This is a genomic window from Stutzerimonas zhaodongensis, from assembly GCF_003696365.1.
GTDB classification, from domain to species: Bacteria; Pseudomonadota; Gammaproteobacteria; order Pseudomonadales; family Pseudomonadaceae; genus Stutzerimonas; species Stutzerimonas zhaodongensis.
The window spans coordinates 85,590-98,053 of the sequence record NZ_RFFM01000004.1; the positions used below are offsets into that span (position 1 = coordinate 85,590).

Here is a 12,464-nt window from a genome sequence, read left to right on the forward strand (position 1 = left end):
ACCGCACTCACAGCACAACCGAACCCCTCGCGATTGCTGTTATTGCCGCAAGGTGAGCATCGAAGAATGGCTGATCTTCAGTAGCCAGCGCGCCTGCCGCGACAAATCCGCACGACCTTTGCGATCAATCACCCAACCGCGCGCTTCGAGCGTCTTTCCAGGCAGATCCTTGAACGAGCCACCAAGACTGGCCGCGATGTCATGACTTATGTGTAAGACAGTCGACCCGTCCAGCTCCAGCCATACCCCGCCACGGTTGGTTTCAACACGTTGGACCGTTGCCTTGATGACTGCAAATCCTCCTCTGCGTAGCTGCGAGGCGGAGATTACCGGGGATTCACGCCAGACACCCCGGCCAGCTGAGCGTGCTTGATGCTCAACTCTGCTGTGGCAGCCAACCAGTTGCGTATTGGGCGCGATAGCGACGAAAAAACCCAAACCCTCGGCAAGGAGTAGCGCTTCCAGATTTCTGCCCTGGTCGTCGTATGCGTGAGCCAAGAGGCGGCCGTAACGGTCGTTGGCTTGCAAACCTGGTTGCAGCCCGACCTGCCAATTGCTAGCGCTGACCAACGCTTTTAGATTGACCTTTGCAGCATTGGCATAAGGCTCCACTCGACGCCCCTTGCGCCCGACCTCCGGAGCATTAAGACCAATCAGACGGACCTTGCGCCCATCGACCAGGCGCAGCGTATCGCCATCAATGACCGCTGCCACTTCTACTCGCTGCAGGGGACCTTTGGCAGGGCATAGCGCCTGGGCAGGCAGACTGGTGAGTACGAAAACGAAAAAGGCGCCCACCAGGGACGCCTTTTTCAGATGCTCGGAAAACCTCATTGGCATTCCGTCGCGGCGACAGCTTACTTGGCGCCGAACACACCGAAACGCTGCTTGAAGCGGTCAATACGGCCGCCGGTATCCAGCACTTTTTGCTTGCCGGTGTAGAACGGGTGGCACTCGGAGCAAACGTCGATGCTCATGTTCTTGGCCAGCGTCGAACGTGTCTTGATAACGTTGCCGCAGCTGCAAGTGGCTTCGATTTCAACGTAGTTAGGATGGATATCGGCTTTCATGGAAAAATCCTCGAGGACCTGTGCCGCCACCCGACCCTATGTCGAGTACCGCACGGAAGGGCGCGAATAATACCAGAGCCCGTTAGCGATGCAAAGGCAGCTGGTCGCCAGAAGACGTGCCCCGCTCGCATGGACGCAAGCTCCCGAGTGGATTGCAGCGCAGCCGAGCCTGCTGTTGTGCAGGATCGTTTAAGATCGCCGTTCGCCGCCAAGGACATTCGCGTGCTCCAACCCATACTTCGCCTTGCTCTGCCCTCTCCCCTGCGCAGGCTCTTCGATTATCTGCCGCCCGTGGGCATTGCCGTTTCCTCACTGAAGCCGGGAATGCGACTGCGGGTCCCCTTCGGCCGCCGCGAGATCGTTGGCGTGCTGGTAGAAATCGTCGATCACAGCGATGTACCACCGGCGAAGCTCAAGCCAGCACTGGAGGCGCTCGACTCGCAGCCCCCCCTTCCACCGGAGCTGTTCAAACTCTGCTTATGGACCGCGCAGTACTACCAGCACAGTCTGGGCGATACGTTCAGCTGGGCATTGCCGGTATTGCTGCGTCAGGGTGAGCCGGCTGAGACGAGGCAGGAACGCTTCTGGCACGCGGCAAAAGGGGCCAGGCCAGAAGATCCGCGACTTAGTCGCGCTCCGCGTCAGCGCGAAGCCCTGAAGACTATCGCGCAGCATCCGCATGGAGTGGCGCACTCACTGGTCAGCCAATTGCAGCTCAGCAAGGACAGCCTCGACCAGCTCCTGCAAAAAGGCATGCTGCGAACGGAGACCCGCCGCAGCCACGACATCAAGCGACATCAAGGCAGCTGGTTGCTTCAACCCGAACTGCCGTTGAATCAAGAACAGCGAGCCGCCTTCGAAGCCATCAACGCAGGGCTGGACGGCTTCCAGACATTCCTGCTGGCGGGCGTAACCGGAAGCGGCAAGACGGAAGTCTATCTGCAGCTGATCCACCAGGTCCTCGAAGCCGGCAAGCAGGCGTTGGTCCTGATTCCAGAGATCAACCTCGGGCCCCAGACGCTGGCACGCTTCGAAAAACGCTTCAACGCACGCATCGCTCTGCTGCATTCAAACGTCAATGACCGTGAGCGTCTCGATGCGTGGCTAGCGGCGCGAGATGGCGAAGCGGACATCATCATCGGTACGCGCTCAGCGCTGTTCACTCCGATGAAGAACCCAGGCCTGATCATTCTCGATGAAGAGCATGACGCTTCTTATAAACAGCAGGAAGGCCTGCGATATCACGCCCGTGACCTGGCGGTAGTCAGGGCACGCCAGGAAAATTTGCCGATCTTGCTGGGCTCCGCGACGCCCTCCTTGGAAAGTTTGCAGAATGCCCACAGCGGCCGCTACGCGCTGCTGAAACTGACCCAGCGCGCTGGTGGCGCGCAGGCGCCCCGCTTCCTGCGACTGGATGTCAAGAGCCGACCGCTGGACTCAGGGATTTCGGGCCCGCTGCAGCAGGCCATGGCCCAGACGCTCGCCGCAGGACAGCAGGTACTGGTGTTTCTAAACCGTAGAGGCTTCGCCCCGTCACTGCTTTGCCACGACTGCGGATGGATCAGCCAATGCCCTCGCTGCGATGCTCGGATGACGCTGCACCAACGCCATAACGAATTGCGGTGTCATCACTGTGGACACGCAGAACGCCCTCTGCACAGCTGCCCCGACTGCAACAAGCTCGATCTTCGACCGGTGGGCGCAGGTACCGAACGCGCTGAAGAGCGACTGGGCACCATATTCCCTGACTACCCAGTATTGCGGATCGATCGTGACAGCACTGCTCGCAAAGGCTCGATGGAACAACTCCTGACAACCATCAACCGTGGAGAGCCCTGCCTATTGGTCGGCACCCAGATGCTTGCCAAAGGGCATCACTTCCCGCGGGTCACGCTGGTTGCCATTCTCGATGCGGACGGCGGGCTATTCTCGGCCGACTTCCGTGCCAGCGAACGAATGGCGCAATTGATCGTGCAGGTGGCTGGCCGAGCGGGGCGCGCCGAGGAGCCTGGCAAGGTGATCATCCAAACTCATCTGGCTGATCATCCACTGCTTGTTCAGCTCACGGAGCAAGGCTACTTCGCTTTTGCCGATCAGGCGCTGAGCGAGCGACGCGCTGCGGGGCTACCGCCTTTCAGCCATCTCGCTCTGCTGCGTGCCGAAGCGCAGAAGCCGGGCCAGGCGGAGGACTTCCTCGACCAGGCCTGCAGCCAGGCCGAGCAGCTCCTCGAACAGTTGGGCATCAGCGGAGTCGAGCTGCTCGGTCCAGTGCCCGCACCGATGGAGCGCCGCGCGGGACGCTTCCGGGCTCAACTTCTATTGCAGGGCAACGCCAGGGCGCCGCTACATAAGCTGATGGGCGTATGGATTCCACTAGTGGAAGCGCTTCCAGGCAGCCGCACGGTCCGTTGGTCCCTGGATGTCGACCCCATCGACCTGTTCTGAACGCGTGCAATCGAGAGCTCATCCCGCAACTAAGCGCCTAAAGCCTTGAAGGTTCGCCCCCCGCGCCCCGATAATGCCCAGTTTTCGACCAAAGCCTCCGGGCCGAAGAGCACAAGATGAAAGACAGTATTCGCCACCTGATTCAGCAAGCCTTGGCCCGCCTTACCGCTGAAGGGGTGCTGCCTGACGGCTTGAGCCCAGCTATTCAGGTGGAGAACACTCGCGATAAGACTCACGGTGACTTCGCCAGCAACATTGCCATGATGCTGGCCAAGCCAGCCGGAATGAAGCCCCGTGACCTCGCGCAAAAGCTCATCGATGCTTTACCGACTGACAGTTCGGTCAGCAAGGTGGAGATCGCAGGCCCAGGCTTCCTCAACTTCTTCCAGAACAGCGCGGCGCTGGCTCAACGCCTCGACGCAGCCCTGACAGACTCGCATCTCTGTGTAAGCAAAACAGGTCCCGCACAACGCGTCGTCGTTGATCTTTCCTCGCCAAATTTGGCGAAGGAGATGCACGTTGGCCACCTGCGCTCGACCATCATCGGCGACGCCGTCGCGCGGGTTCTGGAGTTTCTAGGCGATGACGTGATCCGCCAGAATCATGTGGGCGACTGGGGCACTCAATTCGGCATGCTGCTGGCTTTTCTTGAGGAAAACCCGTCAGCCGCCGAAGCCGAGCTGTCCGACCTGGAGCAGTTCTACCGTGCAGCGAAACAACGCTTCGACGAATCCGAAGCGTTTGCCGAGCGTGCACGGGAGCTCGTGGTGAAGCTGCAAGCGGGCGACGCTGACTGCCTGCGGCTGTGGAAGCAGTTCAACGAGATCTCTCTGTCCCATTGCCAGAAGGTCTACGACCGCCTCAACGTCAAGCTGACACCTGACGATGTGAAAGGTGAAAGCGCGTATAACGCCGAGCTGGGCGATATCGTCCATGCACTCAAAGGGAAAGGCTTACTGAGCGAGAGCAATGGCGCCCAATGCGTCTTTCTCGAAGAGTTCAAGAACGCCGAAGGCAACCCCCTGCCGGTAATCGTACAGAAAGCCGGTGGCGGCTATCTGTATGCCACCACCGACTTGGCATCCATGCGTTACCGCAGCCAACAGCTAAAAGCGGATCGCGCACTCTATTTCGTCGACCAGCGTCAGGCGCTGCACTTCCAAATGGCGTTCGAAGTAGCCCGCCGTGCAGGCTTCGTACATCCGGACATGCAGCTCGAGCACATGGGCTTCGGCACCATGAATGGCGCCGACGGCCGCCCGTTCAAGACCCGCGACGGCGGGACGGTGAAACTGGTCGACCTGCTCGATGAAGCCGAACAGCGCGCCTATAGCCTGGTCAAGGGCAAGAATCCGGAGCTGGATGAAACCGAATTACGGCAGATCGCACGTGCGGTGGGCATAGGCGCCGTCAAATACGCCGACCTCTCCAAGCATCGCACCAGCGATTACAGCTTCAACTTCGAGCAGATGCTCAGCTTCGAAGGTAATACCGCGCCCTATCTACTTTATGCCTACACCCGTGTCGCCAGCGTGTTCCGCAAGCTCGGCACTGACATGGACGCGTTGTCCGGCGAAATTCACCTGGATGCCGAGCAGGAGCAAGCGCTAGGTGCGAAGCTCGCCCAGTTCTCGGAAGTGCTTAATGGTGTGGGGGAGAAAGGTGTCCCACATCTACTGTGCAGCTATTTGTACGATCTAGCCGGCCTGTTCTCGAGCTTCTATGAGCATTGCCCAATCCTCACAGCGGAAAGCGAAACCGTGAAACAGAGTCGCCTGCGCCTTGCTGCTCTGACCGGCAAGACCCTCAAACAGGGTCTGGAGCTGCTTGGCTTGGAAACACTGGAGCGGATGTAAGTGGCAGCCAAGAAGAAACCTGCCCCCAAGCGCGGCGCAAGCCGTTATCAGGCACCAGCGCGCAAGCCAGTTCCTGGCTGGGTCTGGCTGGCATGTGGCCTGGTCATCGGCGGGTTTATCGTATTCCTGATGAGCCTCGAACCCGGCGGCGACGAGATCAAGCGCACCAAGGAAACGGCAAAGCCCAAGGAGCAGCCGAAACGTTCAGCGCCTGCTTCGGGCCAGCCGGTAAAACCGAAGTACGATTTCTATACGTTGCTGCCAGAATCAGAAGTGATCCTGCCGCCCGAAGCGCCGAAACCTGAGCAGCCCAAGCCGGTTACCCCGGAAGAGGCCGCCAAGATCGACGCTGCACGCGCGGAAGCCGCGCTGAATGGCCAGGTCCCTCCACCTCCACCGACGGTAGCCAAGGCACCGGTCACGCAGTTCTTCCTGCAAGCCGGTTCTTTCCGTAAGAAACCCGAAGCCGAGAAGGTCCGCGCGCAGATCATTCTGTTGGGTCAGGATGTTCGAGTCGAAAACGTCACCGTGCGTGACGAGGACTGGTATCGCGTACTGGTGGGCCCTTACGCCAACCGAGACCAACTGGCCCAGGCCCAAAAGGCACTGGCCGCCAGTGGCTATAACAACCTGCTGCTACAGCAGCGCCAGGTACGTTAATTCAAGCGCCGAGTGCTGCGGCGCCAACCTGGTTGGCGCCGCGCAACGCTAGTGTCTGAAGAGACCGCGCCTCATGCAGCAGATCATCATCAGCGCAACCAACTCTCGATCAACGCCCAGGGGCTGACCGGCGCGGTAAGGCGCTCTGCTCAGCCATTACCTGCTCTTGAAAAACTAACGACTCAGCTGGACGCAAGCCATTCGCCAATAAGGATGAAGCAGGCCACGCTTGCCAATGAGCTCAACACCCTACTGACAACAGCTAAGAACTCAGCCCTGCTTACACGTCACGGGGGGCATAGGCGAATACGTCCGCCCGCATCTGCGTCGCATCCATTCCTGCCTCGACCAGCGCGTCCAGCGTGCCGTATATCATTGCAGGTGAACCACTGGCGTAGACATGCACCGGCTTCAGATCTGCGATGTCTTCGCAGACAGCCTCATGCAACAGCCCACACCGGCCCGGCCATCCGCGGACGTCGCTGACCACCTGATGCAGGTAGAGATTAGGCATCTGCTGCCACTCTTCCCAGTGGGCAAGCTGATAGAAATCATCAGGACGTCGCACGCCCCAGTAGAGATGAACCGGATGGGCGAAACCCTCGGCTCGGCAGTACTCGATCAGGCTGTTCATTTGCGCCATACCGGTGCCCGCGGCTATCAGAACCAACGGGCCGTTGGGCAACTCTGCCAGGTGCGTATCGCCAAACGGCATCTGTACCGTCGCCATCCCCTTGCGCCGGATGAATGCCAGCAGCTCGATAGCCGACGTTTCACGCGCCAGGACGTGAAGCTCAAGCTCACGCCCACGGCCAGGGGCGGACGCCAGCGAAAAGGCGCTGAACTCGCCATCCTCTCGCTCAAGCAACAGGTATTGCCCGGCGTGATAGCGCGGCAGCTTGCCCGCCGGCGCCTGTAGGAGCAGGCGAAACACATCGCCTCCGACCGCCTCGCAGCTGATCAGCTGACAGCTGAGCGTACGCACCGGGAGTTCCCCGGGCGCAAGGACGCCGTCCCAGAGCAACACGCAATCCTCTTCAGGCTGCGCCAGGCAAGCGAACACTTCGCCGTGATCATGGCTCTCACCACGCTGCCGCACTCGTCCATTGACGAGCAGGGCGGCGCAGATCAAGCAATTGCCGTTTCGGCAAGCTTGCGGACAGTCATAGCCAAGGCGCCGGGCCGCGTCGAGGATCAGCTCGCCACGCTCGACTTCAAGTACCGCGCCAGAGGGTTGCAGCGTAACTTTCATCTGATTAAAACCTGAGATTGCGGCTGCCGGTCATCAGTCGATGTCCAGCTCGGCCCAGAGTTCGTCTACCCGGCGCTTGACCGCCTCGTCCTGAACGATGGCGCGCCCCCATTCCCGGCTGGTTTCGCCCGGCCATTTATGGGTCGCGTCGAGCCCCATCTTGCTACCAAGGCCGGAAACCGGCGAGGCGAAGTCGAGATAGTCGATGGGGGTATTCTCGATCAGCACTGTATCGCGCTTGGGATCCATGCGTGTGGTGATCGCCCAGATCACATCATTCCAGTCACGAGCATTGATATCGTCATCGGTGACGATGACGAACTTGGTGTACATGAACTGGCGTAGGAAGCTCCAGACACCCAGCATCACGCGTTTGGCGTGGCCGGGATACTGCTTCTTCATCGTCACTACCGCCATGCGGTAGGAGCAACCTTCCGGTGGAAGATAGAAATCGGTGATTTCGGGAAACTGCTTCTGCAAGATCGGCACGAACACTTCGTTAAGCGCGACGCCCAATATCGCCGGTTCATCCGGCGGACGACCCGTGTAGGTGCTGTGATAGATCGCATCGCGACGCTTGGTGATGCGCTCGACGGTAAACACCGGGAAGCGATCGACCTCGTTGTAGTAGCCCGTGTGATCGCCATAGGGCCCCTCGTCTGCCATCTCGCCTGGCTGGATGAAACCCTCGAGCACTATTTCGGCGCCTGCCGGCACCTGCAGATCGCTACCTCGGCACTTGACCAGTTCGGTTCGACTCCCGCGCAGCAGGCCGGCAAAGGCGTACTCCGAAAGCGAATCGGGAACTGGAGTCACGGCGCCGAGGATGGTGGCCGGGTCAGCTCCGAGCGCAACCGCTACCGGGTACGGACGGTCGGGAAATTTCTCACACCATTCACGAAAATCCAGTGCACCCCCCCGATGGCTGAGCCAGCGCATGATCACCTTGTTGCGCCCAATCACCTGTTGGCGGTAAATCCCAAGGTTCTGCCGCTCCTTGTTAGGGCCCTTGGTGATAGTCAGCCCCCAGGTGATCAACGGCCCAGCATCACCCGGCCAGCAGGTCTGCACCGGCAATGCGGACAGGTCGACGTCGTCGCCTTCCAGCACCACTTCCTGGCAGGGAGCGTCCTTGAGGACTTTGGGCGCCATGCTGATGACCTTTTTATAGATCGGCAGCTTGCTCCAGGCATCCTTCAGCCCTTTCGGCGGCTCAGGCTCCTTGAGGAAAGCCAGCAACTTGCCGATCTCGCGCAGCTCCGAAACTTCTTCGGCACCCATTCCGAGCGCGACCCGCTTCGGGGTGCCGAACAGGTTGCCGAGCACCGGCATGTCGAATCCGGTCGGGTTCTCGAAGAGCAACGCCGGCCCCTGCCTGCGCAGGGTGCGGTCGCATATCTCGGTCATTTCCAGAACAGGGGAAACGGCGGCCGAAACACGCTTGAGCTCGCCGCGTTTTTCCAAACCGCTGATAAAGTCGCGCAGATCACGATACTGCATGCTTGAGCCTCATGTGGGCCGGCAGGACTGGGGCCGCAGAGTTTAGCCTTGACCTTGGCGATTCCAAAACCTGCAGACAGACAAAGGCCGGGTTTCCCCGGCCTCGGTGACACAACCAAACGCTTACTTACGCTTCATAGACATGAAGAATTCGTCGTTGGTCTTGGTGTCCTTGAGCTTGTCCAACAGGAACTCGATCGCTGCGCTCTCATCCATCGGATGCAACAACTTGCGCAGAATCCAGATACGCTGCAGTTCTTCTTCGCTGGTCAGCAACTCTTCGCGACGAGTACCCGAACGGTTGATGTTGATGGCCGGGAACACCCGCTTCTCGGCGATGCGGCGATCGAGCTGCAACTCAAGGTTACCAGTACCCTTGAATTCCTCGTAGATCACCTCGTCCATCTTCGAACCGGTTTCCACCAGCGCGGTGGCGATGATGGTCAGGCTGCCGCCTTCTTCGATATTACGTGCCGCACCGAAGAAGCGCTTTGGCTTCTCGAGGGCATGGGCATCGACACCACCGGTCAACACCTTGCCGGAGCTCGGGATCACGGTGTTGTAGGCGCGGGCCAGACGTGTGATGGAATCCAGAAGGATGACCACATCCTTCTTGTGTTCGACCAGGCGCTTGGCCTTCTCGATCACCATCTCGGCGACCTGCACGTGACGCGTCGGCGGCTCGTCGAAGGTCGACGCCACAACCTCGCCGCGCACGGTGCGCTGCATTTCAGTCACTTCTTCCGGACGCTCATCGATCAAGAGGACGATCAGATGGCACTCGGGGTTGTTACGGGTAATGTTGCTGGCGATGTTCTGCAGCATGATCGTCTTGCCCGCTTTCGGCGGTGCGACGATGAGGCCGCGCTGGCCCTTGCCGATCGGGGCGCAGAGGTCGATTACCCGGCCGGTAAGGTCTTCAGTGGAGCCGTTACCGGCTTCCATCGTCAGGCGCTTGTTAGCGAACAGCGGGGTCAGGTTCTCGAAGAGAATCTTGTTCTTGGCGTTTTCCGGGCGATCGAAATTGATCGTATCGACCTTGAGCAACGCAAAGTAGCGCTCGCCTTCTTTAGGCGGGCGGATCTTGCCGACGATGGTGTCGCCGGTACGCAGGTTGAAGCGGCGGATCTGGCTCGGCGAGACATAGATGTCATCAGGGCCGGCAAGATAGGAGGAATCCGCGGAGCGCAGGAAGCCGAAGCCATCCTGAAGAATCTCCAGCACGCCATCACCGGAGATTTCCTCACCGCTTTTCGCGTGCTTTTTCAGCAGAGAGAAAATCACGTCCTGCTTGCGCGAACGGGCCATGTTGTCGATGCCCATCTGTTCGGCCATTTCCAGCAGTTCGGTGATGGGCTTTTGCTTAAGTTCGGTCAGATTCATAGAGAGAGATCAGAAGGGATGAAGAAAGCGATTAGCTTGAGAAGCCGCGCAGCAAGAGACGAACAGGTTCGTTGTGCTTTTTGAGGCTGAAGTGCGTCGGCGACGGCATGCAGAGGGCGACGGAAGAAGCGTCGCGAGGCCGAATTTAGCATCGTGCAGGCGAAGCGTCCACCCTGCAGTCATAAAAAAGCCCCCGCAATTTGCGAGGGCTTTTAAAAAGAGCCTTACCGGATCAGATATTGCTGTCGAGAAACGCCGCTAGCTGCGACTTCGACAGGGCACCAACCTTGGTTGCCTCGACGTTGCCATTCTTGAACAGCATCAGCGTCGGGATACCGCGAACGCCATATTTAGGAGGCGTTTCCTGGTTCTCGTCGATATTCAACTTGCAAACCTTCAAACGGCCTTCATATTCCTTGGCGATCTCATCGAGTACGGGAGCGATCATCTTGCAAGGGCCACACCACTCGGCCCAGTAGTCGACCAGCACGGGGCCGTCAGCCTGAAGCACGTCCTGCTCGAAACTGCTGTCGCTGACATTGTTGATGTATTCGCTCATGGAATGTTCTCCAGGGTCAAAATCGGAAGTGACGCCATCATAGCCCGGCTTGAAGGGGACCGAAAGTCGCAGTCTGTCGCTTGGGTAATAGACAACGACTATGGAACGGAGAGTCAGGCCGGCTGACCGAAGTGCGGCTAAGCAGCGCTGCGCGTTGGCGTATGAAGGCGATCATGTCAGGATGTCGGGGTTTTGCACAGAGACCGCCCCATGCGCCCACTAGCCGTCGAACCCTCCCCAATGATCGCTGCACTGGATCTTGGCTCGAACAGTTTCCATATGGTCCTGGCCCGGACCAGCAACGGTGAAATGCGCATCCTCGAACGGCTTGGCGAAAAGGTCCAGCTCGCAGCCGGTATAGATGAAAACCGTCAGCTCGACGACGCCGCCATGCAGCGCGGCCTGGACTGCCTGCGCCGCTTCGCGCAGCTGGTCAACCACCTGCCGCAAGGCGCTGTACGCGTGGTAGGCACCAATGCGCTACGAGAAGCCCGCAACCGTGCACAGTTCATTCGCCAGGCCGAGACAATCATCAACCATCAGGTCGAGGTGATATCCGGTCGTGAGGAAGCGCGACTGATCTATCTAGGGGTCTCGCATACCTTTCCCGCGTCGACCGGAAAGCGGCTCGTAGTGGACATTGGTGGCGGCAGCACGGAATTCATCATTGGTGAGGGGTTCGACTCGCTGTTGCGTGAAAGTCTGCAAATGGGTTGCGTGAGCTTTACCCAGCGGTTCTTTCGAGACGGCAAGGTTACCCCCGCCCGTTACGCACAGGCTTACACTGCCGCCCGGCTGGAATTGATGAGCATCGAGCACGGATTGCGCCGGCTCGGCTGGCAGGATGCAGTGGGTGCGTCCGGTACCATTCGAGCCGTCGGGTTGGCCATCAAGGGTGCAGGACTTGGAAATGGCGAAGTCACGGCCGAAGGCATCGGCTGGCTGAAACGCAAGCTGTTCAAGCTCGGCGATGTGGAAAAGCTGGAGATGGATGGCATCAAGCCAGATCGCAAGGGCATCTTCCCTGCCGGCCTGGCAATCATCGAAGCAATATTCGATGCTCTGGAGCTGACCAGCATGGCCCACTCAGAGGGCGCGTTGCGCGAAGGCGTACTTTACGACCTCATCGGCCGACATCATGACGAGGACATCCGGGACCGCACACTGAGCTTTCTCATGGAGCGCTACCACGTAGACGCCGAGCAGGCGTCACGCGTCGAGAGCAAGGCGCTGGAAGCCTTCGATCAGGTGTCGTCAGACTGGGGCCTGGATGAGGACTGGCATCGCGAACTGTTGAGCTGGGCCGCACGGATTCACGAGGTGGGTCTGGATATCGCGCACTACCACTACCACAAGCACGGCGCCTACCTGATCGAGCACTCCGACTTGCCGGGCTTTTCGCGCCAGGATCAGCAGATGCTGGCACTGCTGGTACGCGGCCACCGCCGCAACATACCCAAGCAAAAGTTCGAAGAAATGAGCGAAGACGGCGTGAAGCTGACCCGCCTTTGTGTGTTGTTGCGCTTCGCCATCCTTTTCCACCACATTCGCGGACCGCAGCAGGCCCCGGCATGCATGCTCAAGGCTAGCGACGACGCTCTGGACGTGGCATTCCCCGACGGCTGGCTGGAGCAGAATCCATTGACCCAGGCCGACTTCGCCCTCGAAGCGGACTGGCTCTCGCGAATCGACTTCACATTGACGGTGCGCTGATGGTGTTCAGCCGCCTGCCAGTGCAG

10 protein-coding genes are annotated in these 12,464 nt (G+C 59.6%); 4 read left to right on the top strand and 6 right to left on the bottom strand.

Annotation, left to right across the window (positions count from 1 at the left end):
- Positions 1-39: 39 nt before the first annotated feature.
- Both EA797_RS16095 and rpmE read right to left on the bottom strand, forming a co-directional pair.
- A complete protein-coding gene (locus tag EA797_RS16095; RefSeq protein ID WP_122167023.1) occupies positions 40-834 on the bottom strand; it encodes a thermonuclease family protein in 795 nt (264 codons plus the stop codon).
- 23 nt (positions 835-857) lie between these two features.
- Complete coding sequence (rpmE, locus tag EA797_RS16100; protein ID WP_122167025.1) at positions 858-1,070, bottom strand: 50S ribosomal protein L31; 213 nt, start codon at positions 1,068-1,070, stop codon at positions 858-860.
- A 222-nt stretch (positions 1,071-1,292) separates the two neighbouring features.
- Here rpmE and EA797_RS16105 point away from each other — a divergent pair, with 222 nt between their 5' ends.
- From EA797_RS16105 to EA797_RS16115, 3 genes are all read left to right on the top strand, one after another.
- Positions 1,293-3,515, top strand: a complete 2,223-nt coding sequence (locus tag EA797_RS16105) for a primosomal protein N' (protein ID WP_122167378.1) — start codon at positions 1,293-1,295, stop codon at positions 3,513-3,515.
- A 116-nt stretch (positions 3,516-3,631) separates the two neighbouring features.
- A complete protein-coding gene (argS, locus tag EA797_RS16110; protein ID WP_122167027.1) occupies positions 3,632-5,371 on the top strand; it encodes an arginine--tRNA ligase in 1,740 nt (579 codons plus the stop codon).
- Positions 5,372-6,031, top strand: coding sequence for an SPOR domain-containing protein (locus tag EA797_RS16115; RefSeq protein WP_122167029.1), 660 nt, complete (start codon positions 5,372-5,374; stop codon positions 6,029-6,031).
- Positions 6,032-6,311: 280 nt separating this feature from the next.
- Here EA797_RS16115 and EA797_RS16120 read toward each other — a convergent pair whose 3' ends face one another.
- The 4 genes from EA797_RS16120 to trxA form a co-directional block, all read right to left on the bottom strand.
- Positions 6,312-7,283, bottom strand: a complete 972-nt coding sequence (locus EA797_RS16120; protein ID WP_122167031.1) for a CDP-6-deoxy-delta-3,4-glucoseen reductase — start codon at positions 7,281-7,283, stop codon at positions 6,312-6,314.
- 33 nt (positions 7,284-7,316) lie between these two features.
- Positions 7,317-8,783: a 4-hydroxy-3-polyprenylbenzoate decarboxylase gene (ubiD, locus tag EA797_RS16125; protein WP_122167033.1), complete on the bottom strand. Its 1,467-nt coding sequence runs from the start codon at positions 8,781-8,783 to the stop codon at positions 7,317-7,319.
- Positions 8,784-8,906: 123 nt separating this feature from the next.
- The gene (gene rho / locus EA797_RS16130; protein WP_122167035.1) at positions 8,907-10,166 is read right to left on the bottom strand and encodes a transcription termination factor Rho; all 1,260 of its coding nucleotides are present in this window, start codon (positions 10,164-10,166) and stop codon (positions 8,907-8,909) included.
- Between the two features lie 232 nt (positions 10,167-10,398).
- A complete protein-coding gene (trxA, locus tag EA797_RS16135) occupies positions 10,399-10,725 on the bottom strand; it encodes a thioredoxin TrxA (protein ID WP_122167037.1) in 327 nt (108 codons plus the stop codon).
- A 210-nt stretch (positions 10,726-10,935) separates the two neighbouring features.
- Between trxA and ppx the strand changes: the two genes are divergently transcribed.
- Positions 10,936-12,438 (top strand): exopolyphosphatase, encoded by a 1,503-nt coding sequence (ppx, locus tag EA797_RS16140; RefSeq protein ID WP_122167039.1) that lies wholly within the window; start codon positions 10,936-10,938, stop codon positions 12,436-12,438.
- The last annotated feature ends 26 nt before the right edge of the window (positions 12,439-12,464 follow it).